The sequence below is a fragment of the Allomuricauda sp. TY007 genome (genome assembly GCF_010468565.1).
Classification (GTDB): Bacteria; Bacteroidota; Bacteroidia; order Flavobacteriales; family Flavobacteriaceae; genus Flagellimonas.
The window spans coordinates 34,242-58,411 of the sequence record NZ_WUEG01000010.1; the positions used below are offsets into that span (position 1 = coordinate 34,242).

20 protein-coding genes are annotated in these 24,170 nt (G+C 42.7%); 8 read left to right on the forward strand and 12 right to left on the reverse strand.

The window, feature by feature from the left end; all coding sequences use genetic code 11:
- Nucleotide 1: 1 nt before the first annotated feature.
- Nucleotides 2-514 carry a cytochrome c gene (locus tag GO009_RS11755; protein ID WP_163626397.1) on the reverse strand — a complete coding sequence of 171 codons (513 nt, stop codon included), beginning with the start codon at nucleotides 512-514 and terminating at the stop codon, nucleotides 2-4.
- A gap of 115 nt (nucleotides 515-629) precedes the next feature.
- Here GO009_RS11755 and GO009_RS11760 point away from each other — a divergent pair, with 115 nt between their 5' ends.
- Complete coding sequence (locus GO009_RS11760) at nucleotides 630-1,061, forward strand: Rrf2 family transcriptional regulator (RefSeq protein WP_163626398.1); 432 nt, start codon at nucleotides 630-632, stop codon at nucleotides 1,059-1,061.
- A gap of 10 nt (nucleotides 1,062-1,071) precedes the next feature.
- On the opposite strand, the gene GO009_RS11765 is transcribed toward GO009_RS11760, so the two are convergent.
- The 6 genes from GO009_RS11765 to nirB are packed head-to-tail and all read right to left on the reverse strand — an operon-like array spanning nucleotide 1,072 to nucleotide 7,416.
- Complete coding sequence (locus GO009_RS11765; RefSeq protein ID WP_163626399.1) at nucleotides 1,072-1,665, reverse strand: molybdenum cofactor guanylyltransferase; 594 nt, start codon at nucleotides 1,663-1,665, stop codon at nucleotides 1,072-1,074.
- Nucleotides 1,659-2,036: a hypothetical protein gene (locus GO009_RS11770; RefSeq protein ID WP_163626400.1), complete on the reverse strand. Its 378-nt coding sequence runs from the start codon at nucleotides 2,034-2,036 to the stop codon at nucleotides 1,659-1,661. The genes GO009_RS11765 and GO009_RS11770 overlap by 7 nt, the downstream gene beginning before the upstream one ends.
- On the reverse strand, nucleotides 2,026-3,873 hold the full coding sequence (locus GO009_RS11775) for a type IV pili methyl-accepting chemotaxis transducer N-terminal domain-containing protein (RefSeq protein ID WP_163626401.1): 1,848 nt from the start codon (nucleotides 3,871-3,873) through the stop codon (nucleotides 2,026-2,028). Before GO009_RS11775 ends, GO009_RS11770 begins: the two co-directional genes overlap by 11 nt.
- 26 nt (nucleotides 3,874-3,899) lie before the next feature.
- The gene (locus tag GO009_RS11780; RefSeq protein WP_163626402.1) at nucleotides 3,900-4,487 is read right to left on the reverse strand and encodes a DUF4202 domain-containing protein; all 588 of its coding nucleotides are present in this window, start codon (nucleotides 4,485-4,487) and stop codon (nucleotides 3,900-3,902) included.
- A gap of 20 nt (nucleotides 4,488-4,507) precedes the next feature.
- Nucleotides 4,508-4,885, reverse strand: coding sequence for a nitrite reductase small subunit NirD (gene nirD / locus GO009_RS11785; protein WP_163626403.1), 378 nt, complete (start codon nucleotides 4,883-4,885; stop codon nucleotides 4,508-4,510).
- An 11-nt stretch (nucleotides 4,886-4,896) separates the two neighbouring features.
- Nucleotides 4,897-7,416: a nitrite reductase large subunit NirB gene (gene nirB, locus GO009_RS11790; protein WP_163626404.1), complete on the reverse strand. Its 2,520-nt coding sequence runs from the start codon at nucleotides 7,414-7,416 to the stop codon at nucleotides 4,897-4,899.
- A gap of 122 nt (nucleotides 7,417-7,538) precedes the next feature.
- On the opposite strand from nirB, the gene cobA reads away from it, so the two are divergent.
- The 7 genes from cobA to GO009_RS11825 all read left to right on the forward strand — a co-directional run bounded on the left by cobA (nucleotide 7,539) and on the right by GO009_RS11825 (nucleotide 18,996).
- Entirely contained in the window at nucleotides 7,539-8,315 is a 777-nt protein-coding gene (gene cobA / locus GO009_RS11795; protein WP_163626405.1) for a uroporphyrinogen-III C-methyltransferase, read from the forward strand.
- Between the two features lie 207 nt (nucleotides 8,316-8,522).
- On the forward strand, nucleotides 8,523-9,923 hold the full coding sequence (locus tag GO009_RS11800; protein ID WP_163626406.1) for an MFS transporter: 1,401 nt from the start codon (nucleotides 8,523-8,525) through the stop codon (nucleotides 9,921-9,923).
- A gap of 42 nt (nucleotides 9,924-9,965) precedes the next feature.
- A complete protein-coding gene (locus tag GO009_RS11805; RefSeq protein WP_163626407.1) occupies nucleotides 9,966-11,255 on the forward strand; it encodes an alginate export family protein in 1,290 nt (429 codons plus the stop codon).
- A 103-nt stretch (nucleotides 11,256-11,358) separates the two neighbouring features.
- The gene (locus GO009_RS11810) at nucleotides 11,359-12,042 is read left to right on the forward strand and encodes a response regulator transcription factor (protein WP_163626408.1); all 684 of its coding nucleotides are present in this window, start codon (nucleotides 11,359-11,361) and stop codon (nucleotides 12,040-12,042) included.
- A gap of 134 nt (nucleotides 12,043-12,176) precedes the next feature.
- Nucleotides 12,177-15,710 (forward strand): nitrate reductase, encoded by a 3,534-nt coding sequence (locus GO009_RS11815; RefSeq protein ID WP_163626409.1) that lies wholly within the window; start codon nucleotides 12,177-12,179, stop codon nucleotides 15,708-15,710.
- Nucleotides 15,711-15,714: 4 nt separating this feature from the next.
- The gene (locus tag GO009_RS11820) at nucleotides 15,715-17,154 is read left to right on the forward strand and encodes a rubredoxin (RefSeq protein WP_163626410.1); all 1,440 of its coding nucleotides are present in this window, start codon (nucleotides 15,715-15,717) and stop codon (nucleotides 17,152-17,154) included.
- A gap of 225 nt (nucleotides 17,155-17,379) precedes the next feature.
- Complete coding sequence (locus GO009_RS11825; protein WP_163626411.1) at nucleotides 17,380-18,996, forward strand: carboxylesterase/lipase family protein; 1,617 nt, start codon at nucleotides 17,380-17,382, stop codon at nucleotides 18,994-18,996.
- Nucleotides 18,997-19,086: 90 nt separating this feature from the next.
- On the opposite strand, the gene GO009_RS11830 is transcribed toward GO009_RS11825, so the two are convergent.
- The 5 genes from GO009_RS11830 to GO009_RS11850 all read right to left on the reverse strand — a co-directional run bounded on the left by GO009_RS11830 (nucleotide 19,087) and on the right by GO009_RS11850 (nucleotide 24,165).
- On the reverse strand, nucleotides 19,087-20,130 hold the full coding sequence (locus tag GO009_RS11830) for an LLM class flavin-dependent oxidoreductase (protein WP_163626412.1): 1,044 nt from the start codon (nucleotides 20,128-20,130) through the stop codon (nucleotides 19,087-19,089).
- Nucleotides 20,131-20,166: 36 nt separating this feature from the next.
- On the reverse strand, nucleotides 20,167-20,436 hold the full coding sequence (locus tag GO009_RS11835) for a helix-turn-helix transcriptional regulator (protein WP_163626413.1): 270 nt from the start codon (nucleotides 20,434-20,436) through the stop codon (nucleotides 20,167-20,169).
- Nucleotides 20,437-20,626: 190 nt separating this feature from the next.
- Nucleotides 20,627-22,024, reverse strand: a complete 1,398-nt coding sequence (locus GO009_RS11840) for a Gfo/Idh/MocA family protein (RefSeq protein ID WP_163626414.1) — start codon at nucleotides 22,022-22,024, stop codon at nucleotides 20,627-20,629.
- A gap of 25 nt (nucleotides 22,025-22,049) precedes the next feature.
- Nucleotides 22,050-23,408: a PD40 domain-containing protein gene (locus tag GO009_RS11845; RefSeq protein ID WP_163626415.1), complete on the reverse strand. Its 1,359-nt coding sequence runs from the start codon at nucleotides 23,406-23,408 to the stop codon at nucleotides 22,050-22,052.
- A 55-nt stretch (nucleotides 23,409-23,463) separates the two neighbouring features.
- The gene (locus tag GO009_RS11850; protein WP_163626416.1) at nucleotides 23,464-24,165 is read right to left on the reverse strand and encodes an arylesterase; all 702 of its coding nucleotides are present in this window, start codon (nucleotides 24,163-24,165) and stop codon (nucleotides 23,464-23,466) included.
- Nucleotides 24,166-24,170: the final 5 nt, after the last annotated feature.

Here is a 24,170-nt window from a genome sequence, read left to right on the forward strand (position 1 = left end):
TTTATTCTAAGGTTCTAAAATATTCAAGAACTGCCCTGGCCTGTTCCTCAGTCAATCCTTGGTTGGCCATGGGAGATCCGTTGAACTCTTGGAGAAGATCTTTTGCCAAGGGATCTTCTTTCACCATGTTCTCAGGGTTCAAGATCATGTTCATCACCCATTCCGGGGTTCTTCTTTCCAATATTCCATTAGGAGCTGGTCCAATGAATTTTTTACCGATCCTGTGGCAGGCCAAGCACATTTGGTCATATACTTTTTTACCGTTTTCCGCCATGGCTTGGTCAATTTCTGCCGATAATTCAACAGATGTAATGGGGCCAACCCCCTTTGTGGTCATGTCCACACGCTCAGAAGGTTTAACCTCATCAGTGGTGTTGGTTTCTGCAGGTTGTTCTGTTTGAGCCTTTTTGCGTTGTACGCTAAAGCCTTCCTCTTTTTTTTCCTCTTTCTTTCCACCACAACTAATCATAATAAGGGCGAAGAGCAGGGCCATACTTTTTACTATTGCTTTCATGTGATCAATGGTTAAAATTTCGTTTCAAAAGTATATAGAGGCATAGACCTATAACATGATATTAATCATAAAAAGGATAAAAATATCTTTTAATCTTTGCTTAACATTTCAAGCCATGCTTTCCAATTCATCCAAATATGCCATTAAGGGGGTGCTCTATTTAGCATTGAACTCCAATGAGTCCCATAAAATTATGGTCAGGGATATTTTTGAGGTAGTGCATGTGCCGGAAGCATACTTGGCCAAATTATTGCAAGAATTGTCCCGCCATGGAATTATTTCCTCAGTACGGGGGCCCAAGGGAGGTTTTTATTTGAGCGAGGATGACCGAAAGCGTACCTTAATGGATATTGTAAGGGTAATCGATGGTGAAAAACGTGTGCACTCCTGCGTCATGGGTATGAGAAACTGTGATATGGACAATCCTTGCGTGCTTCATAAACTTGTAGGGGCCAATAAGTCTAAATTTATTAACGTTCTGGAAAATACGACCATTTTAGACTTGGTTGAAGGAAAACAAAATATTGAAGAATTTTTTCCATTATAGTCCAGAACTGTCAATAGTTAGGTTTCTTTTCTATTTTTTTGATTGTTCTAAAATCCTCCAGCGTGTTAATGTTCCATACTGACTTGGAGTGGGACTTGGGCAAATCAATGGTTTTTGTACGTAATGTTGCCAGTAGTTTTTGCAGGCCTAGCTTTTCCTCATCAATGGCTTCCTTAAAACAAGCTATGCTACTTTTTCTGTAGATACCGATCAATGGCATGGGTACATCTTCATGTTGTACGATAAAGCCATCATGCTTATCATCAATTCCATCAATCAAAATACCAATGGTTTCCTTGCTCAATAAAGGGGTGTCACAGGCAACAACTAGATTAAACTCGGTGTTTGAGTGGGTCAGACCGGTATAAATGCCACCTATGGGGCCAAGACAGGGAATCAGGTCAGCGTGCCTTGTTACGCCCAAACTATCCAATTTTTGATTGTTTGATATGATGAGGACATTTTCAGCACATTGTTTTACTGTTTCTAAAATATGGGAGATAAAAGGTTTGCCCTCAAGCATCAAAAAAGCCTTATCCTTGCCCATACGGGTACTTTTTCCACCCGCTAAAACAATACCCGTCAAATTTGAAGGATTCAGCATTCGGTAGTGCTACTTTTTGGGTTGGGATAATTGTCCGATTGGTCCTCGGTAGTGTTGTCCAAGCAAGCAAAATCCTTTTCAACCAATAACGAAAGCTGTTTTCCGTTGGGTAAATCCATTATGCCGCTAAAACCAACCTTATCCGAAATGTCCCATCCCGATTGTTTCTTATCGGCCAGGTACAGGGTAATGGTATTTTCCTCAAAAGAGGCCTCTAGGCTATCAATGCCTTTCTTTGCTTTTAGCGCATAACTGAATACTCTATGACCAAAATCTGTGTTTTCCTTGAACATTCCTGTTTTGCAGAAGGTTTCCACTTCGGTCTTCGTCAATCTGTATCGTATCGAATTTCCTTTTATCCTAATCTTCATACGTTTCTTTTTTTGGCTTTTTGGTCTCGTTCAAATTGTAATTGATGGTAACACGTGTTCCTTCACCGGGGCTGGAATTGATGAACAATCTGCCGTTTATGTAACTGATCCGCTCCCTCATAAAAAACACGCCCATTCCGCCTTCACTGTTGTTTTTTGGAGGACGCTCCAAAACAGTCGGGTCAAAACCTTTGCCATCATCGTCTATCACCACGCTCAACAAATTGTCCGTATGGTTTATGGAAACCAAAATATAATTGGCATCCGCATATTTAATGGCATTGTTCACGGCTTCTTGTGTAACCCTGTAAATATTGGTTTCCGCCAACGAATCAAAACGGATGTTCTGTTCTGCCTTGTTTTCGAACAAAATGTTCTTTCCTGTTAATTTACTCAATTCCGAAGTCATTTTTTGCAATGCGGGAAAAATACCGTGGTCGCCCAATTCGGGAGGAGTAAGATTAAAGGTGGCGGTGCGCACCCCTTTGATTAAATCGGAAGTAAGCTCTTTTAGGTAAGCTATTTTTTCTTTTGTGCGCTCCTTTTGGTCCAAGTTGATGGATTCAATATTGAACCGTAGGGCCGTAAGCATTTGCCCTATCCCATCATGAATGTCCTTGGCAATACGTTTTCGTTCCTCTTCCTGACCCTCCACGATAAGACTGGCCTGCAATTGTTTCTGGCGCATGCGATCTTCATAATTTTGAAGTGTAAGTTGTTCCACCTTTTCTTGGTTGTTCTTGCGCTCCGTTATATCTGAACATAACAGCAAAACACTTTGTTTTAGGCTTGTTTGGTGCATGGGAACAATGGACATGTCCAACCACAATTTGTTGCCCGCTTTGGTCTTAATTTCAATTTCCTCCGTTCTGATGCTCTTCCGTGGTTTGGTCAAAATTTCGGCCAGATATTGCCGTTGCCCTTGGTCGGTGGTCAATATTTCGGAAAGATGGGTATTGGGGGGGATGTTGGATTCCTCCAGAAGGGTCAGGAATTTTTTGCTGATAAAGACGACCGTTCCATCATTACGGGCACTGGCAAATAGTGCGGCGTTGTCAATAACAAAGTTGAGTTCCTTAAGTTCTTGGAGGGATTTTTCTTTCTCTTGGAATATTTTCTTGATCTCTTGGGCGTCCTGTTCCGATTGTAACCTGCTTTTTACCAATTTCTGAATGGTTTCCTTTATCTGAATGGATAATGGCCTGAAGATGAAAAGTACTTCCAAAATCAGAATCAATAGCGAAAATGCGAGTAATAGATATTCTTTGAGTTTCAGTCGTTGCAGGCGTTCCTTACTGATGGCATCATACTCATTGACGATGGCGTCCATTTTTTCTAGGAAAGGAGCTTCATTGGCCAATAAAATATCCATTTGTTGCTGATGGGAACCACTGCCACCTTGTTTCAATATAGCTTTTACCGCATTTACCATGGCGTTGTGGTGTGGGGAAAGTCCCTCAAAATGTTTTAAGATAGATGGGTTTTCCTCTTTGGGCAGGCCAATACTGTCATTCCCGTTTTGAAGTCCTTCATGGGAAGTCTTCCAAATAAAAAGGGTGTTTTCCAATCTTTCCAAAAGTTCCCCGTGCTCATTTTTGTCAAGGTTTCCACTTTGCAGTAAAAGGGCTTCTTTGACCAATTTTTGACTGTAGGCACGTTGTCTGCCCGCTACATTGATTACGCGGGAGTCGTTTAATTGGGAGTTGAGGTGCTGTTGTATCAAAATTTGGGCAACAATAATGGTTATGGCTATGGCCGATAGGGCCAGTAGATACCACTTGCGGATTCTCAAAAAGGTTGAGACGTCCAATGTTTGTTGCTGTTTGTTACTTTTCATTGATTTTTTTAAACCCAGGTAGGGTGTTAATTAAGGGCTTTGGTGACCAATTCCTTCCCTCTCTCCGAAAAAGATATGGACAAAGCGGCCTTATGTCCTTTTGGGGACATCTTTTTCCAGGTTTTTTGTAAAATGGAGACGATTTTATCGTCATCGTGCTTGACCAGAAAAGGTTCGTAATAATACTTTAAAAAAACCAGGCAAATAACATCTTCCAGGGTTTGGGTCTCCTCATCTTTTTTCAATTGTTTTTTGAGAAGTAAAAAAGCAACCCTGTCAATGGTTTCATCATCGTATCCCACTTCTTTTAATATGGACTTGGATTTTTCGGCATGGAACTTTTTGAGCTCTTGCCTCCATTTTAGGTAGCCAACGCGGTTCATTTCGTAGGATTCCCTCGGGATTTCCCAACGGCAGATGTGCTGGCAGCGTGCCGTTAACTGAAGGGCCTCCGAAGCATCGGGTTCAAATTCATTCAGAGTATCCGTCATACGCTGTGCATATAAAAGCTCTTTTGGGTATGCTGTCCCTTCAAAATTTTCCTTGTTGGGGTCTTGTGTATTGGCCTCATCAAATAGCTTGAATGCTTCCAAAAGTTTTTTGGATTTGCCCATATCTAGTGGTTTTCTTAAAACTATTCAGAAAAACCAATATACACAAAGCCATTTTCAACTTTTATGGGGAAAGTGGCAATCGAAGGCAGATCACCGTTGAGGTTTTCCCCCGTTTCCAAAGAAAATGTTTTTTTGTGCATGGGGCAGGCCACTTTGGCAATACCTTCGGAATCTCCTATCATGCCCCGTGAAAGTACCATTTCCATTTTATGGGGACACAAGTTTTGACAGGCATACCATTTTTGTTTTCGTTTAAAATGGTACACGGCAATTTGCTTGTCCTTGTATTTGATGCATGCCCCGCCATTTTCTGGTATGTCTTGCTCATGGCAGGCTTTGAACCAAACCGTTACCTTGTCCAAGGCAACGGGAGCGTATTGGTGAAATAATGTTTCCATGTTATTGGTGTTTAGTTGGTCCATGGTTGTGGCATTTTCTGCTCTCTCATAGGAACAAAAACCAAGTTGTCGTCTTTATCATCAGTATTCACAAAGTGCTTGAAACGCTTTCCGATTTCTTCATTTTCCACAGCTTGCTTCCACTCACATTCATACTTGTCCACAAGGCCCTGCATATCAGTTTCGAGTTCTTCGGCAATGTTCAAGCTGTCTTCGATTACTACCTTTTTGAGCTGTTCAATGCCGCCTTCCAGTTTTTCAAGCCATGCTGCAGTACGCATCAATGGAGCAGCTGTTCGGATGTAGTACATTAAAAAGCGATCCAGGTATTTTATGACGGTTTCGTTATCAATTTGTTCTGCCAACAATTGTGCGTGTTTTGGTGTGGCTCCTCCATTTCCACATACATAAAGGTTCCAACCGCCTTCTACCGCGATTACCCCAAAATCCTTGCCGCGGGCCTCCGCGCATTCGCGAATGCATCCCGATACGCCGCCCTTTAGTTTGTGGGGCGATCGGATTCCTTTGTATCGTTCTTCCAGTGCTATGGCAAAACTTACACTTTCGTCCATACCGTATCGGCACCAAGTGGAGCCCACGCAGCTTTTTACTGTACGTAAGGACTTGCCATAGGCGTGACCACTTTCAAAACCTGCAGCAATGAGTTTTTTCCAGATGGCGGGAAGATCGTTCAGCTCGGCACCGAATAAATCAATGCGCTGTCCCCCGGTAATTTTGGTGTACAGATTAAATTCCTTGGCCACTTCCCCAATAACGATCAATTTTTCCGGGGTGATTTCTCCTCCGGGTATCCGTGGTACGACCGAATAGGAGCCATTCCGTTGGATGTTGGCCAAAAAACGATCGTTGGAGTCCTGTATCACATCTTCCTTGTTGGCCGTGTCATTATAAATGGTGGCAAAAATGGAGGCAAGAGCAGGTTTGCACACTTCACACCCATCGCCCTGTCCACATTTGTCGAGGGCTTCATCATAACTTGTGATGCCCTTTACCTTGATAATGCCGTAGAGTTCTTGCCGGGTATATTCAAAATGTTCGCAAATAACATCTTTTACCTCTTTCCCCATGGATTTAAGGGTCTCATTGACCAGTTCCACCACCATGGGCTTGCACCCTCCACAGCCTGTGGCGGCCTTGGTACAGCTTATAATATCTTTGAGGGAATCGGATTCGCCATTTAACAGGGACGAGCAAATATTTCCTTTGGAAACACTTTCACAGGAGCATATTTGAGCTGTATCGGGCAAATCCATGGCACTGCCAAAGGCGGACCCTTCCTCGCCACGAGCTCCCACAATCAATTCTTCCGCATTATCGGGCAAGGCCATTCCATTAAGGTACATTTGGTGCAATATGTTGTAATCTGCTGCATCCCCTACAAGAATTCCTCCCAGTAGCGTTTTTCCGTCGTGGCTTACATTGATTCTTTTGTACAGGAACTTGGTCTTATTTTCAAAAATGATGGACAAACCTTTATCCGCAGGCATATATGGAGTGCCAAAACTCGCCACGTCCACGCCCATTAGTTTAAGTTTGGTGGACATATCAATATCTTCCGGCATAGTCACTTCTTGGTTACCCAAAATTTGGTTTACGGCCACATCGGCCATTTCGTACCCGGGGGCCACAAGACCATATATCATCTGATTGTAAAGGGCTACCTCACCAATGGCAAAAATGTCCTTAGCGGATGTTTGCATCTTGTTGTTGACAACTATTCCGCCACGAGTACCCATGTCAAGCCCACAGGTTTTACCTAGTTCATCCCTAGGGCGTATTCCGGCCGAGATAATGAGCATATCCACATCCAATCGGTCATCTTCCCCAAATTCCATTCCCTCAATGACCCGGTCTCCCAAAATTTGGTTGGTTACCTTGCTTAAATGAATCTGTATCCCCATGGATTCCAATTTCAGCTGAAGGACGTTACTGCTTCGCGTGTCCAATTGCCTGGGCATGAGTTTTGGGGCGAATTCCACTACATGAGGTTCCAAACCCATATCCAAGACCGCTTTCCCAGCTTCAAGACCTAAAAGGCCACCTCCAAGGATGGCTGCCCTTCCATTGGGTTTGATGGCTTTGATTTGTGAGGCATAAGCCAGCATATCTTCCAAATCTTCTATAGTACGGTAAACGAAGACACCTTCCTTTTCAACACCGGAAATGGGAGGTACAAAAGGTACAGAGCCCGTAGCCAGTACTAAATAATCGTATGTATAGGAATGGCCCGTAGCTGTATGGATTTCCTTATTCTCTTTTTTAATATCTGTGACCCGCTGTCCTGTAATAAGTTCTATACCATTGTCGCTGTACCAAGAAGCAGGTGCGAGTTCTAGGGCCTTTGCATTTTGATTTTCAAAATATTCACTGAGATGCACCCTGTCATATGCAGGTCTGGGTTCTTCCCCAAATACCAAAAGTTTATATCCATTATTGGAGGATGATGCGATAAATTTTTCACAAAACTTATATCCGACCATCCCATTTCCCACTACAATTACAGTTTTCATATCCATATGATTTTGAAATACGAATCAAAACTAAGTATAATTACGTATATTATTGATGTTTTTTTAAAAATAAATACGTATTCTTGTTGAGGGATTCATAAAAATCAAAACAAATATTTACAATGAAACAATACAATAAAGAAGCAAGAGTGACCTTGGTCGGAGCTGGTCCAGGTTCTTCGGACCTTATATCTGTTAGAGGTTTGAAAGTATTGAAGCAAGCAGATGTTGTTTTGTACGATGCGTTGACGGATGTTGCTCTGTTGGATGAAGTTGCTGATGGTGTTCCGAAAATATACGTAGGTAAACGATGTGGAAAGCATAGCTTTGTTCAGGATCAAATCAATTCAATGATTGTGGAAAATGCATTCACATACGGCCATGTAGTGCGACTAAAGGGAGGGGATTCTTTTGTATTTGGTAGGGGGTCGGAAGAACTTGAATATGTTGAATCTTTTGGAATTCCCGTAGCTGTTGTGCCAGGGGTTTCCAGTGCCATAGCTGTGCCTGCAAGTCAAGGAATACCTGTAACCAAAAGAGGGGTGAGCGAAAGTTTTTGGGTGGTGACCGCGACTACAAAAGAAGGTGGTCTCTCCAAGGATTTTCAATTGGCTGCACAATCTTCCGCCACCCTTGTCATTTTAATGGGAGTACGCAAATTGGTTGAAATAGCCAAGGAAATAGTGATGTATAGGAAAAGTTATACGCCGATTGCCGTAGTTCAAAATGGAACTTTACCCAACGAGAATTGTATCACGGGCACATTGAATGATGCTGTCCATATATCGAACAAAATGGATTTGTCATGCCCTGGAATCATTATTATAGGAGATGTGGTGGCCGACCATCCATCATTTTTTGAAGATGCCATCCAACGAGTTGTAGATATGGAGCTTTGAACCCATACCTTAATATAATATAACTCATCAATGTGCTATATATTGATTTTCAAATTATCAGTAACAAAAGGTTCAATTTTAATATGTCGTAATAAGATGGGCGGTATTTGCAGTATTTTGTAAAAATACGTAGTTATTTGGTGTTGAAAATATATAAATACGTATAAATACTTAGTTTTGATTGTCTAATCAATTAATCTAAGTATTATGAAAGCCACACGATTAAATCTATTGAACCTTAAAAGTATTCCCATTAGAACGTTTTGGATATCTGCCATAGCCTTCTTCATTTGTTTTTTTGCATGGTTTGGAATTGTTCCATTTATGCCGGATGTAGTAAAAGATTTAGGGCTCACACCAGCCCAAAAATGGAACTCTATAATTCTGGCGGTTACAGGTACTGTTTTTGCCCGATTGCTAATCGGTAAATTGTGTGACAGATTTGGTCCGAGACTGTGTTACACTTGGTTACTGATTATCGGGTCGATACCCGTGATTTTAATTGGTTTGGTACAAACACCGCTTCAATTTCTTCTTTGTAGATTTTTAATTGGATTCATTGGTGCTTCTTTTGTGATTACCCAATTCCATACATCCATAATGTTTGCTCCCAATATCGTAGGTACAGCCAATGCCACATCCGCAGGATGGGGAAATCTTGGGGGCGGGGCCAACAGGTTGGGTATGCCTTTGATTGCGGCCGCGGTCGTGAGCTTTGGCGTGGCCGATGAAATTGCTTGGCGCTATTCTATGGTCATAGCTGGAATTGTATGTTTTTCCATGGGGCTAGTGTATTATTTCTTTACACAGGATACGCCCGAGGGAAATTTTTCCGAATTACGAAAAACAGGAAACATGCCTGTTTTGAAGAAAGATAAAGTATCCTTTGCAAGCACCTTAAAAGACTATCGTGTTTGGATATTGTTCTTGGTGTATGCCGCATGTTTCGGTATGGAGCTTACCGTTTATGGCACTATGGACGATTATCTGCAAAACACTTTCGGTTTGGAAAGAATTACAGCAGGGAACATTGTTTTGTCCTTTGCCCTGATGAATATTTTTGCCCGTACGTTGGGTGGCTTTTTCGGAGATCGTTTCGGAAAGTTAAAAGGTCTTCGTGGAAGGGTATTGTTCCTGACTTTTATTTTGATGGCCGAAGGCGTTATGCTCTCTGTATTCTCATTGACCACAAGTCTTGCGGTTGGAATCATCTTTTTAGTGGCTTTTAGTCTTACGGTTCAAATGGCGGAGGGTGCTACATTTTCTGTTGTTCCCTTTATCAACAAAAAAGCCATTGGTTCCATCTCGGGAATCGTTGGGGCGGGGGGTAATGTTGGTGCATTTTTGGCTGCAATGTTCCTGAAATCCAAATCTGCCGTAGCAGAAACCACGGCGATAAAGGCCAACGTCGCCTTAGGGGAAGAAGCGGTAAAAGCTGCCCAAGCTGCCGCTGCCTCGAGTGCTGTGTCCAGCGGATACTTTATTATTGGGGTTTTTGTGGTCGTAGCGGCCATCAGTGCCTTCGCCATCAAGTTTTCTACGGCTGATGAAGAGGCCGTACTTCAAGAGATGGAAGGTAAAATGGCCTTGTCAACAGTGGAAAACTAGACTTCATTGTTTTCTTAATAATTCAACCAAATAGTAAACAATATGAAGTTTTTCAATAAGAAAAGGCTATTGGCGTGCCTATGTCTCATGGGAATACATTTTTCCTTTGCCCAATTCGTTGTCGACGGACAGTTTAGACCAAGAACAGAGTATAGAAATGGCTTTGGTAGTTTAATTTCAGCTGCCTCCGACCCCGGTTTTGCGACCGCTACGCGTGTTCGCTTGAATACGGATTACCAAACCGAAAAGTATAGGTTCTACCTGAGTCTTCAGGATGTTTTTGTATGGGGTGAAAACCGTCAATTACAGCCTGAGGATGAAAACAATTCATTTGCTGTTTTCGAAGCTTGGGCCCAACTTGAGCTTGGCTCCGGCTGGTCTGCAAAATTGGGTAGACAAGTACTTTCCTATGATGACCAGCGCATCTTGGGCGAAGTGGACTGGACCCAACAGGCGAGAAACCATGATGCGGCCCTGATACAGTATTCTAAAAACAATTTGGTTATCGATGCTGCCTTTGCCTTTAATCAGGACTTTGATAATCCAAGTGGGTTTCAATCTATAGGAAATACCTATAATACCCCAGGCTTTTTTAGTTATAAGACCATGCAGATGCTCTACCTAAAACAAAAATGGGAAAGTTTTGCAACAAGTCTGTTGATGCTCAATAATGGCTTTCAAAATTTTGATGGTAACGATACCGCAAATGGAGTAAGTAATCTGCAGACATTGGGTATGCACTTCGCGTATAAAAAAGGAGATTTTGGACTGGCCGCGAATGCATTTCTACAAACAGGGGAAAGACGAGGGGAGTTGCAAGTGAAAGGGGCTTACCTGATAGGGTTGGATGCCAGCTACAAAGCTTCAAAAGCAATTGGTTTGGGGGCTGGATTTGAAATCATAAGTGGAAATGATGGACAAACAGCGGGAGAAACAGGAGCTTTTTTTCCGTTGTATGGCACCAATCATAAATTCAATGGTTTTATGGATTACTTCTATGTGGGCAACCATGCCAATTCCATAGGATTGTTCGATATCCATGTCAGTGCCAATATAAAATTAAGGAAGAAAACCAGCTTGTTAGCAAAAGTCTTGAATTTTCGGGGAGAAAAAGATTTGCCCAGTGGTGAAAATGCTTTGGGAACCGAGGTGGATTTGGTATTCGCCCAAAAGTTTAAGGGGTATGCACTAAAAATCGGGTATTCACACTTGTTTCCATCAGATGGGATGTACGAACTCAAAGGCGTGGCCGAGAGTGATGCCGCCAGTACCCAAAATTGGGCTTGGGCCATGCTGATCATAAAACCCAAGTTGTTTTCCTCGGACAAATGAAATTAAAATATTGAGTTGGTCAGATGATTGGGCCATTCCGTTTCAAATGGGATGGCCCTTTTTTATGTTCTACGTATTTCAATAATTCGATTATTTTTGTGCAATGCAAGATTCTGAACAGCAACAAACCATAACCATAGTTTTGGCAGATGACCATTCTTTGGTTCGGGATGGCATACGCGCTTTATTGGAAGAGGAACCTGATTTGGATGTAATCGGAGAAGTTTCCAATGGATTGGATGCCCTTAAAATGGTCAGTGAAAAATCCCCGGATATTCTGATCATTGATATTCGCATGCCCGAATTGGGCGGTATCGAGACCGTTGAACGTTTGAATGCCAAGGGCGAATCCAAAACCAAATCCATTATTCTTTCCATGCACGATTCGGAGGAATACATTCTTAAATCGGTACAGGCCGGGGCCAATGGTTACCTTTTAAAGGATACGGGCAAAACTGAGTTTGTCAAGGCAATTCACATGGTTCAAGAAGGCGGGAAATATTTTAGCGGGGATATTTCCAATGTTTTGGTCAATAATCTCTTCGGTCCGGACAAAAAGACAAAGCCAGCTTCAAAGGATAGGAAAAACAACCCGTTCGATCTTACCAACAAGGAGCTTCAGGTGTTGGAACTTATTTTGGCAGGGTACACAAACAAGGAAATTTCGGAAAAGCTGCAGAACAGTAAACGTACTATCGAGACCCATCGTTTCAACCTGATGAAAAAGATGGAAGTGAAGAACTTGATAGACCTTTCCAAAAAAGCCAGCAAGTATAATTTGGTTTAAGTTTCATTTTTTCAAGCATTTGCCGAAATTTTTATCATTCTCTCGATTTAGGGCATCACTTTTATGAAATTATCACTACGTATTTATACGTAAATTTTTAATTTTCGACATCGAAAAAATACGGTGTTGCCCGAATGCAGAAAAAAGACACACATAAAACTATTTGCTCGTATTGCGGAGTGGGGTGCGGCATCGAGGTATCCAAAGATGCCAAGGGCATACTGTCCGTTAAAGGGGATGATAATTACCCTGTAAACAAGGGCATGCTGTGTTCCAAAGGAAAAACCTTGAATTACGTGGCTCAGGACACTACCGATAGGATATTGTATCCCCAAATGCGCTGGAGCCGTAACCACTCCATGCAACGGGTCACATGGGATACGGCATTTAAAAGAGCAGCGGCCGTTTTTGGAAGTATCATAAGACAACATGGTCCGGACAGTGTAGGCCTTTATGTTTCCGGGCAGTGCCTTACTGAAGAATATTACTTGGCCAACAAGCTCACCAAGGGCTTTTTAGGAACCAATAATATCGACACGAACTCCAGGCTTTGTATGAGTTCTGCAGTAGTCGGCTATAAAAAAACAGTGGGCAATGATGCTGTTCCCATTGCTTATGCCGATATAGAGTTGGCAGATTGTTTTTTGATCGCAGGGGCCAATCCTGCATGGTGCCATCCCATTTTGTTCCGCCGTATTGAAAAGCATAAGGAACAAAACCCAAAGGTTAAACTGATTGTTGTAGATCCCCGAAAAACGCAGACCTGTGCTCTGGCCGATTTACACCTGCAGATTTTACCAGGTACCGATGTCATTCTTTTCAATGCCATGGCTAGATGGCTCATCGAAAAAAAGAAAATCGACAAGGCGTTCATCAAGAAACATACCTCCAATTTTGAAGCCTGTAAACAGATAGCCTTTGAACTTTCCATTCGTCAGGCAGCGGAAAAATGTGGCATCACGGCCAATGAAATACTGACGGCGGCCAAAATGATAGCCGATGCGAAAGGGTTCATCAGTATGTGGACCATGGGGCTGAACCAAAGCGTGATCGGGGTCGACAAAAATGTATCGCTATTAAATCTTTCCTTATTGACGGGACAGATTGGAAAACCGGGTTCCGGTCCTTTTTCTTTAACAGGGCAACCCAATGCCATGGGGGGAAGAGAAGTAGGGGGGATGGCCAGTTTGTTGGCAGCCCATCGGGATTTGGGAAACCCCAGACACAGAGAAGAAGTCCGGCAATTTTGGGGAGGCAAGGAAATCAATGGCGATCCCGGTCTCACGGCAACGGAAATGTTTGATGCGCTGGAATCCGGAAAAATGAAGGCCATATGGATTATCTGCACCAATCCCATTGTGAGTTTGCCCAATGCCAAGAAAATAGAAAAAGCTCTCGAAAAGGCCAATTTTGTGATTGTTCAGGATATTTCCCATAATTCGGAGACCACAAAATATGCTGATTTGTTGTTGCCGGCAGCGGGTTGGTTGGAAAAAGAAGGCACTATGACCAATTCCGAGCGTCGGATAAGTTATTTGCCCAAGGTAATCGACGCTCCCGGGGAAGCCTTGCCCGATGCGGAAATCCTGTGGAGGTTTGCCCAAGAAATGGGGTATGGGGGTTTTGACTATAACAATGTGTCGGAAGTGTATGACGAATACTGCCTCATGACCAAGGGAACCAATATTGATATCTCTGGATTGTCCCACGAACGTCTCAAAAAAGAGGGGAGCTTTCAATGGCCCGTTCCTTCTCCAGAACACAAAGGGACACCACGGCTTTTTCAAGACCAAAAATATTTCACTGCAAATGGGAAAGTACATTTCAATGCACCCAGAAACCTGTACAACAAATCAGAAGTCACAACAACGGACTTTCCATTGGTGCTCAATACCGGAAGGATCAGGGATCAATGGCATACTCGCACAAAAACGGGAAAAGTAAAACGATTATTGACCCATATCCCATCTCCTTTCCTTGAAATGAACAAAGTGGATGCCTATGTGCGGAACATTAAGGAAGGCGATATTGCCGTTGTTAAGAGCAGGCGGGGCAATGTAAGGGTCAAGGTCAAGATCAATTACGATATTCGTGAACGGGTGGTCTTTCTTCCCATGCACTGGGGCAAAATCCTGAATTCTGACTTTAGTAGGGCCAACAACCTTACCAATAATATTGTAGACCCCGTATCCAAAGAACCCGATTTTAAATATTGTGCCGTTCAGGTTGAAAAATATAAGAAGCCCCAGCAAAAAATAGTTGTTGTTGGAGCTGGGGCCGCAGCTTACCGTTTTATCCAAACCTATCGGGAAAAGAATAGAACAGATGAAATCCATGTGTTTTCCAAAGAGGAACATCCTTTTTACAACCGTGTCTTGCTCCCGGAATATGTGAATGAAGAACTGTCTTGGGAAGCCCTTCAAAAATTGAAGCAAGGAGAACTGGAAAAGCTCAAGGTCACATTGTACCCTAACAATGGGGTCAAAGACATCAATGCCAAGAAAAAAACGGTAACCGATGATTTGGGAAGCACACACAATTACGACCTTTTGATTATGGCAACCGGGAGTCGCGCTTTTGTGCCAAATGAAGTACGGATGGACCTGCCAGGAAGATTTACGATGCGGGAAAGGGGCGATGCGGATAGACTCAAAGACTATTTGTCCAAAACGGAACTCCCGGCAAGTGAACAGCACGTAGTCATTGTGGGAGGAGGTTTGCTCGGTCTCGAACTCGCAGCAGCACTTAAAAAAATCAATATCAATATCAGCATAATACAACGTGCCCCCAGGTTAATGGAACGACAGTTGGACCCGGTTTCCAGTAAATTATTGGCCGAAGATGTTTCAGAAAGGGGAATTCAATTGTTTTTTGACAATGAGGTAAGCACCATTTTTGAGGAAGAGGAATCTCAATATACTTTGATGGTCAATCTAAAGACAGGCCGGACCCTCCGGTGTAATGCCATTGTTTATGCTATCGGAACCCGTCCCAACATATCTTTGGCAACAAGTGCCGGGTTGGAGACCCGAAGAGGGGTTTTGGTGGACCCTTATCTCAAAACGAGCGATCCGTCCATCTTTGCATTGGGAGAGATTGCCGAGTTCGAAAATGCACTCTACGGCATTACCTCGGCGGCGGAACAACAAGCTGACGTGGCCGCAAATTATATTTTGGGCGATTTGGGAAGTATGTACAGCGGTTCTGTATTGATGAATATCCTGAAGTTTGAAAACCTCGACCTCTGTAGTATCGGAATGGTAAATGCTCCAAAAAACGACCCTTCCTACGAAGAGATTTTACTGATGGATGTAAGCAAAAGGTTCTACAAAAAATGTATCGTAAAGGACGATACGCTCAAAGGAGCCATCCTGATGGGAGATAAGAACGAGTTTGCAGAATTCAAGCGGCTTATTGAAGAGGAAATAGAGCTCTCTGAAAAAAGAGAGGAATTGCTACGGGGTACATCAACAATGGAACCGCTCAAAGGAAGTCTGGTGTGTTCTTGTAGCCAAGTGGGCGATGGTAATATAAAAGATGCCATTACAGGTGGTTGCACGGATTTTGCACAGCTCTGTTCCCAAACTGGTGCCGGATTGGGTTGTGGAAGCTGTAAGCCCGAAGTTCAGGCAATATTGAATGGACAACTGAAAACAACAATGGTTTAAGGCTATGAACGATGATTTGCACAGGATATTGATGAAAGGAGGCATCACTTCTCCCGGAGAACTCAAAGATAGTATTGCCATGTTAGAGGCCGCAGGGCTATCGGAAGTTTATTTTGGCTCAAGGCAGGATTTGCTTTTTCCGTTGGACAATAACAAAAAGCGCCCTTTGGAAAAGACCTCGAAATACAAGATGGATATTGTTGCCGATAGATCTTACCAAAATATTGTTTGTTCTTATGTATCGGCAGATATCTTTGATGGCACCCATTGGCTCAAAGGTTCCACCTACCTGTATCTTTTGGAACAGTTTGATTTTATGCCAAGGTTAAAGATCAATATTACCGATCCAAAACAACGCTTGGTGCCTATTTTCAGTGGAAACCTCAATTTTGTGGCATCCGAAGACGAAGATTATTGGTATTTGAACATCCTGCTGCCGCATTGGAAGAAAAGTGCTTACTATCCTGTATTGATCTACAGCTGGGACATGGTTTCGGTATGTAGGGCCATAGAAGAAGTTTACCCGGCCATGGACAATGTGGATCAACTCTTTGCCATACTGAACCAGAAATTGCAGACCCATAACAACAGGACCATAAAAAAGGAACTTCAAATTCCTTTTGTTACATTTCCCTACTACGAGGGAATGAACCGAATGGGGTTGGACCAATTTTGGTTGGGGCTATATTGGCGCAACAACCGCTATGATCTTCAATTTTTAAAGGAATTTTGCGGATTTTGTCTGGACAACAGCATAGGTAAAATATGCATCACGCCTTGGAAATCGTTCATAGTAAAGGGAATTTCTAAGGAGAGCCGCCCTGAGCTGGAAAGGTTCCTTGGGCAAAGGGGAATCAATGTTCGGCACTCGCAATTGGAAATGAACTGGCATTTGCCCGTGGATGACCAGGAAGCATTGGAACTTAAACAGTATTTGGTAAACAATTTTGACCAGAACGACATCAGTACTTATGGGCTTACCTTTGGTATTAGTAAAGATGTGGGAAAACAGTCCCATTTTTCATCCATTGTCATTGAGAAGAACCCACCAACCCAGATTGGATTGGATTATAAAGTAAGACCAACGTACAATGTTTGTTACTTTAAAGACTTTGACCCCAACACAAGACACTATTTAATCTATGCCCGAGATGTGGACAAAAAGGAATTGCCCAACCTCTTGATCGAGTTGAGCAGAGAATATTTCCAGCAACTTGGACAAGAGAAAACCGCACCAACAAAGAAAACAGCAAAAAAGGAACAAGTAAAACACAAGGTTCATCAATGCCCAAACTGCTTAACGGTGTATGATAGTGAAACGGGAGATGCCCAAAACGGTATAGAGCCCCATACAAAGTTTGAGGATTTGCCCGAAGCTTATATATGTCCTGTTTGTGGTTCTGAAAAAGATGTTTTTGAACCTGTAGAGCTGCTTTTAGGTTAATCTAGGCGCTTAAGGAAAATAGTATCGAGAATTGATTTCAATACTTAAAACCCTTGTTCTCGATATCCTCCCAAAGGCGGACAGGCTTTTTCCAAGGAAAAAATCAAACTGACGATTATTTTGTTATTATCATTCAAAAACAGGCATTCTTTAATGGGTTTATTCCTGAATCAGGAAAAAATACATTAAATTTTACACATAAATTTAACAACTAAACAAACTGTAATGAAATTAAAAACAATGCTCCTAGCAACCTTGGTCTGTTCAGGGTTGAGCTCAATATATGCACAAACTGAAGTTGTTACCGGAGAAAATGTTGCGGTCACCGACACCGAATCCGGAAAAGTCCGCGGATTTATCCAAAATGGAATTTACACCTATAAAGGAATTCCCTACGCAACGGCAGAACGTTTTATGCCAGCAACAAAAGTGGAACCTTGGGAAGGAGTGAGAAGCTCGACCATGTATGGTCCCGTGGCACCTTTAATGACTCCCACTACACAGGTTCAAGATGAACCTGAATTTGTTTTTGACCACGATTGGGGCTATACCAGCGAAGATTGCCTGCGTATCAATATTTGGACCCCAAGTATTGATGATGGCAAAAAAAGACCGGTGCTTTTTTGGATTCACGGTGGGGGATATACGGCAGGTTCCAGTCAAGAACTTCCTTCTTACCATGGTGAAAACTTAAGTGCTAAGGGAGATGTTGTCGTGGTTTCCATCAACCACAGGCTCAATATTCTCGGCTTTTTGGACCTATCCGCCTATGGCGATAAATACAAAGAATCCGCCAATAACAGTATGTTGGATATTGTTGCCGCTTTGGAATGGGTAAAAACCAATATATCCAACTTTGGTGGTGACCCTAACAACGTTACCATTTTTGGTCAGTCCGGGGGAGGAGCCAAAGTAAATACATTGATGGCCATGCCCAGGGCCAAGGGACTGTTTCATAAAGCGATTAACCAAAGTGGGTCGTTCAGGGGCAGTTTGTCCAAAAAGGAAACCACAAGAGCTATTGCAGCTGAGGTGTTGCAGCAACTTTCGTTATCCGAAGACCAAGTGGACAGTCTTCAAACCATCCCGTTCGATAAATTAAGCGCAGCGGGAACTGCAGCTTTGCAAAAAGTAGCCAAGCAAATGAATGCCAAAGGCATTGTTCCTGTAGGATTGAGCCTCAATTGGGGGCCAAGTATGGATGGGAATGTACTTCCGCACGATTTAATGTCCGACGAAGCATTCGAACTTTCCAAAGATATTCCCTTGATGTTGGGAACCACAAAAAATGAATTTACACCATTTATGAACGGACGTTTTTTCCAAGCATCCGAAGAAGAAGTGATGGCTCATATTAAGGAGACGTACAAAGACAAGGCAGATGATTATGTGGCAGCTGTAAAGAAAGCATATCCTAACGATACCAGACCGTCCGACCTGTTGGACATAGATGCCACATTTAGGCCAGGGGCCGTTTTCCAGGCCAATAAAAAGTCAGAATTAAATAGCGGGGCACCCGTTTATATGTTTATGTTCACATGGCAATCCCCTGTTTTTGATGGGAAGTATAAAGCCCTGCATTGCATGGAACTTCCTTTTGTTTTTGATAATATTGAATGTGCCCGACAAATGACAGGTGGTGGACAGGAAGCCCATGTACTTGCCAATAAAATGAGCAGTGCCTGGATCAATTTTGCGAAAACAGGAAACCCGAACCACAATGGATTGCCGCAGTGGCCTGAATATACCCCAGAGGATACACCTACCATGTTTTTTGACAATACTTGTGAGGTAAAGCCACAGCACGACAAAGAGTTTTTGGCCCTGATGGCGGAGATGTAAAAGCAATCCAAGTGTTGAGAGAATAGGTGCAATCAAAACACATCAAAAAAATAACCGCAAGCATGGATAGCCGTCCATGCTTGTTTTTTATTACTCCACAGCAGATGTTTTGTGGACTTCGGAACTTTCATTGATCTCCACCATAATCTCCGCGAATATTTCAGCCGATTTTATTCGGTCTTCGGTACTGTACATTATGGATGAAACTATTAGTTCATCAACCTGTGTTTCGTCAATAAAGCCCTGAACCTGTTTTTTTACCGTTTCCTTGCTGCCTACAAATGAGTATCGCGTCATTTGCATAATGGCAGGGTGCTGTCGTACCTCTTGTAAACTCGTGCTCATTTCGGTAGGAGGTTCAATAAACTCGCTTTGGGTCCCCGACAAAATATTGATGACCATTCTTAAGGCCGATGTATACAAACGTTCAGCTTCCTTGTCGGTATCTGCTATGATTACATTGATACCAGCAATAACATAAGGTTCTTGTAATACTTCCGAAGGTTGAAACTGCTCCCTGTAAATTTCTAGGGCATTGAAGAGTTGGGCCGTTGCAAAATGACTGGCAAAGGCATAGGGCAATCCTTTTTGGGCGGCCAATCGGGCACTACTGGTACTTGAACCGAGAATGTAAATGGGTACATCCACCCCTTCGGCCAAGGTTACCCTTACTTTGGACGTTTTGTTGTCGCTTGAAAAATAGTTCTGAATTTTTTCAATATCGCTCGGAAAAGAATGTGTAGCCTCGATAAATCCTGGATTAATGGCGCTGGCCGTTTGTTGGTCGGTGCCCGGAGCCCTACCCAGTCCCAAATCGATACGGTTGGGGAACAAATTTCCCAAGGTTCCGAATTTTTCTGCAACAACAAAAGGGGAGTGGTTGGGCAACATTACCCCGCCCGAACCTACACGTAAAGTAGAGGTGTGCTGCGCCACATGGCCAATTAAAATTTCGGGGGCACTACTGGTAATGGCGGGCATGTTGTGGTGTTCTGCAAACCACATCCGTTCATAACCCAAAGCCTCGGCTTTTTGGGCAAGGGCTACCGTGTTTTTATATACTTGGTTAATAGAGCTCCCTTTGGGAAGAACGGCCAGTTCCAGAATAGAGTACGCTATTTTTTTTGAATTCATATATTTATATGTATCGATGTATTGTTGAAATAAAAATCAAAGTTTTTTGAGGGCTTTCAAGTAGTTTTCCATCACATCTTTGTTGAGTGAATAAAAATAGAACCGTCCCTCTTTTTGAGGTTCGATCAATTCAGCATCGACCAATTTTTTTATATGATGGCTTACCGATGGTTGTGATAGATGCAGTGATGCAGTAATCGTGCTACATTCAAGTTTGTCATCACAACATTGGATTGCTTGAAGAATCTTCAACCGATTGACATCGCTCAAAGCCTTTGATATTTTTTCTACTTGCTTAAGGTTCAAATCAAACTATATATTGAAACATGTAAATATATCAATAAATATAATTGTGACAATGGTAGAGGGTGTAATTCTGGGCAAAACATCTCTTTTGGGGGAGACAATAGGATATCCAAAGCTTGGTAAAACAATCCGATGTACCATTGAAAAAGCTCCTAATGCCTCCAATATCTTCCAAAAGAAACTTGGGAATTTAGACCAATTTCATATTTATGGGGTCCCAGGTCATTATTTTCTTGTCAAAATAACTGGTGTTACAGGCCAAGGCCGGAGCCGCTGCCCTAAAGCCAAATTCAGCATCTTCCACCACTTCTTTTCCAGACCTTATGGCATCAAAGAAATTGGTAAAATGGTCCAAATGGGCACTATAGCCTTCGGGCGCTTTGTAAATAACATCGCCTTTTGGATGTTTATTTTGTTGCGCTTTGGTCCATTTGGCGTTATAGTCGGCCGTCATGCGGTCTTGCATTTCCTTTGGAAAGGTGAATACTGAATCATACCCACCAAAACCTGGTGCTTCGGGCATTTTGCTGTACCCAACGGTAATATCATTTCCGTTTATGGTGATGGTACCTTCGGAACCTATCATTTGTATAATTTCCTGGCCTCCCGTACCGCTAATAAAGTTTACGCGCAGATTTAATTGAAACGCAGGGTGTTCCTCACTATCCGGGTATTGCATTACACCGGACATTACATCGGGCATGTTTCTACCATCTTTCCAATAACTAAATTGGCCTGTACTATAAATATCTTCCGGTCCTTTGGAATTCGTAATAAAATGGGTTCCGCTCAACAAATGGATATAAAGGTCGCCAGCTACACCTGTACCAAATTCCTTAAAAGCCCGCCACCAAAAGAATTTTTTGGCATCAAACTCCATTTTATCGGTTACCTCTATAAAAGTGTCCCAATCCGTGGTTTCCGCACTGGCGTCGTCAGGAATGGTATATTCCCATGCCCCGATGGAACTTTGTCGGTCCCAGGCCGCTTGCACCATGTTAAGGTCGCCGATTTCACCTGCGGCCAAAAGTTCTTTGGCCTTGGCATACCCAACACTACTTACTCTTTGACTACCTATCTGAACAACCTTACCGGATCTTTTGGCCGCTTTCATCATAGGGTAACCCTCCTCAATTTTGTGCATCATAGGTTTTTCCAGATATACGTGTTTGCCTTTCGCAAGGGCATCCAATGTTATTTGGGCATGCCAAACATCGGTAGTACAAATTAGCACGGCGTCAATATCATCCCTGTCCAATAGATTTTTATAACTTCGGGTAACAAACAGGTCTTTTCCAAATTCTTCTTGGGCCCGGACCAACCTGCCTTTGTACAGGTCACAGATACCCGCAAGTTCAACCCCGGGGACTTGTAGCGCGGTGTTTAGGTCAAAATGCCCTTGTACCCCGTATCCGATTACTCCGATTCTTATTTTATCGTTGTTAGAAAATCCTTTTTCATATCGTAACATGCGCTCTTCTGCTTTTTTTTGTGCTGCAAAAGATGCGAATGGGGTGGCAGCAGAGGCCAAAGTAGTGGCTCCTATCTGTCGTAAAAATTTTCTTCTTTTGTTTGAATTGTTTTTCATCAATTGTTGATTTTATATATAGGTTTTAGTTTACTGAATAACTCACAAAGGCCAATTTTTTACTGTCCGGACTCCAAGAAGGCACATTGATGGTACCTTGGCCACCAAAGAAAACAGGGGTAATATCTTTTATGGCCTTCGTCTCAATGTTCATAAGCCTAAGTTTTACTTGTTTGCCGAACAAATGGTCTTGCTTTTGGTCGGAAGTGTAGGCGATATACGCAATCCATTTTCCATCGGGCGATGGATGTGGAAACCAATTGGAATTTTTATCAAAGGTCAACTGCTCTTGTTTTCTTCCGTTGACAAGCATCCGCCAAATCTGCATGTGTCCAGATTTATAGGAGTTGTAATAAATATATTTTCCATCGGGCGAATATTCAGGCCCATCGTCCAGCCCTTCGGCCGTGGTCAACCTTTTTTCTTTTCCACCATTCACACTGATGGTGTACACATCGTAATTACCGTTTCGTTCTGCGCAATAAGCCAATCGTTTTCCGTTGGGAGACCAACCGTGCCAGTAGGATGGTACTTTAGAAGTTACTTTTCTAGGTTTTCCACCTTCAACAGGCATCACATAGATAGCGGATTTATAAGGTTTGGGCGAGGGATCGGTCACATCGTTGTGGCTAATGGCCAGCCATTTGCTATCTGCGGAAATCCCGTGGTCGTTGTTGCTCTGGTCAATAAAATCGGTGTCCAACACCTCCAAATTTTTGGTTTCTAAGTCCAAAGTGTACAGCTTTCCCTTACTGTTTACAATAAGATAATTGTCCGGATGCCAATTTGGAGCCTCAAAATGTTCGTTTATGGCAAGTACGGTCTCAATGCTGCCCGTTTCAATATCCACTGTTTGTATGTAGCTAGTGGTATCAATTTTATTTTCAGGTGGATGATCGTAAAAATGGATGGATTGTCCCACCAATTTCCAATGGCCATCAAATTTTTCCAATAAACGAAATTCAGTAGAAAGACTTTCCTTGCCATCGGTTCCAACTGAAACCTCGTCATGCATTACCCAAGCTGTACTGCCGACAATCTTCATTTTATGGTTGCTGTGAAAAGCAAAACCACCATTCCCGATCATATCGGATGGAGGATCTATGATGGACTCTATTGGAATATCAATGGTGCGCCCATCCGCGGTAGATACCATAAAGCGACTGTAAGGCCGTTTTTCCCAGTATTTCGCATGAGCTTCTTTGTCGCCCATCCGCCAAGTAAGCCCTTCATTTTCCAAAAGTTTGATGATAGCAAGTGAATCTTGCTGCTGGGAATACAGGGAGAAACTGCATAGTGCGCCCAGAAAGAACAGGAAATATTTTTGAAACAACCGTTGTGTGCTGCCAAAAGTATACTCCTGAAGTACATAAAATGACTTCATGATGTTTAGTTTAGTTTTGTGTGCTCGATAAATATACACTTTGCGCACAAAAAAATTAGAGCATCGGACCCAAAACCTCCCAAACATTTTCAGCCACCAACTTTTGTCCCGCTACTGTTGGATGAATGCCATCCCCCTGATTGAGTTCGGGAATTCCAGCTACGTTTTCCAATAAAAAAGGAATCAATTTTATGTTTTCTGATGAAGCCAATTCAGGAAATATATTTTCAAATTGAGAAGTATACTCAGGGCCCATGTTCGGTGGAATCTTCATTCCTGCCAGAATAATCTTGGCATTGGGCAATTTGCTTTGGACGGTGTCCACCATACTTTGAAGATTCGATTCCGTTTCCGTAAGCGGGACACCCCGTAGCCCATCATTGGCACCCAATTCTATAATAATGATGTCGATACCGTCTTCCAAAACCCATTCCAACCTATTTTTTCCGCTTGCCGTAGTTTCTCCACTGAGTCCAGCATTGATTACGGTATAATCCAAACCCAAAGAGTCTATTTTTTGTTGAATAAGTGCTGGAAAGGCCTGACTGACCTCCAACCCATAGCCAGCGGTAAGACTGTCGCCAAAAAACAGGATTTTCTTGCTTGATTCACTGGTCTCGGTAACCGTTGCTTCTTGAGTGGCCGAAGCTTCATCAGTATCTTTTTTAGCGTTTTTTTCCCCACAACCAAGAAGTAGTAGCGATAAAAAATAACAAAACATTAACGGTAATGGGAAGCTCGGGGTTTTCTTGGTCATGATCT

Excerpts from the sequence above, each read along its gene's own strand:
- GO009_RS11850 (WP_163626416.1), bottom strand. The coding sequence starts at position 24,165 with ATGACCAAGAAAACCCCGAGCTTCCCATTACCGTTAATGTTTTGTTAT.
- GO009_RS11825 (WP_163626411.1), top strand. The coding sequence starts at position 17,380 with ATGAAATTAAAAACAATGCTCCTAGCAACCTTGGTCTGTTCAGGGTTG.
- GO009_RS11780 (WP_163626402.1), bottom strand. The coding sequence starts at position 4,487 with ATGGGCAAATCCAAAAAACTTTTGGAAGCATTCAAGCTATTTGATGAG.
- GO009_RS11840 (WP_163626414.1), bottom strand. The coding sequence starts at position 22,024 with ATGAAAAACAATTCAAACAAAAGAAGAAAATTTTTACGACAGATAGGA.
- GO009_RS11755 (WP_163626397.1), bottom strand. The coding sequence starts at position 514 with ATGAAAGCAATAGTAAAAAGTATGGCCCTGCTCTTCGCCCTTATTATG.
- GO009_RS11770 (WP_163626400.1), bottom strand. The coding sequence starts at position 2,036 with ATGAAGATTAGGATAAAAGGAAATTCGATACGATACAGATTGACGAAG.
- GO009_RS11775 (WP_163626401.1), bottom strand. The coding sequence starts at position 3,873 with ATGAAAAGTAACAAACAGCAACAAACATTGGACGTCTCAACCTTTTTG.
- GO009_RS11800 (WP_163626406.1), top strand. The coding sequence starts at position 8,523 with ATGAAAGCCACACGATTAAATCTATTGAACCTTAAAAGTATTCCCATT.
- GO009_RS11805 (WP_163626407.1), top strand. The coding sequence starts at position 9,966 with ATGAAGTTTTTCAATAAGAAAAGGCTATTGGCGTGCCTATGTCTCATG.
- GO009_RS11845 (WP_163626415.1), bottom strand. The coding sequence starts at position 23,408 with ATGAAGTCATTTTATGTACTTCAGGAGTATACTTTTGGCAGCACACAA.
- GO009_RS11810 (WP_163626408.1), top strand. The coding sequence starts at position 11,359 with ATGCAAGATTCTGAACAGCAACAAACCATAACCATAGTTTTGGCAGAT.
- GO009_RS11815 (WP_163626409.1), top strand. The coding sequence starts at position 12,177 with ATGCAGAAAAAAGACACACATAAAACTATTTGCTCGTATTGCGGAGTG.
- nirD (WP_163626403.1), bottom strand. The coding sequence starts at position 4,885 with ATGGAAACATTATTTCACCAATACGCTCCCGTTGCCTTGGACAAGGTA.
- GO009_RS11765 (WP_163626399.1), bottom strand. The coding sequence starts at position 1,665 with ATGCTGAATCCTTCAAATTTGACGGGTATTGTTTTAGCGGGTGGAAAA.
- GO009_RS11820 (WP_163626410.1), top strand. The coding sequence starts at position 15,715 with ATGAACGATGATTTGCACAGGATATTGATGAAAGGAGGCATCACTTCT.
- cobA (WP_163626405.1), top strand. The coding sequence starts at position 7,539 with ATGAAACAATACAATAAAGAAGCAAGAGTGACCTTGGTCGGAGCTGGT.
- nirB (WP_163626404.1), bottom strand. The coding sequence starts at position 7,416 with ATGAAAACTGTAATTGTAGTGGGAAATGGGATGGTCGGATATAAGTTT.
- GO009_RS11830 (WP_163626412.1), bottom strand. The coding sequence starts at position 20,130 with ATGAATTCAAAAAAAATAGCGTACTCTATTCTGGAACTGGCCGTTCTT.
- GO009_RS11760 (WP_163626398.1), top strand. The coding sequence starts at position 630 with ATGCTTTCCAATTCATCCAAATATGCCATTAAGGGGGTGCTCTATTTA.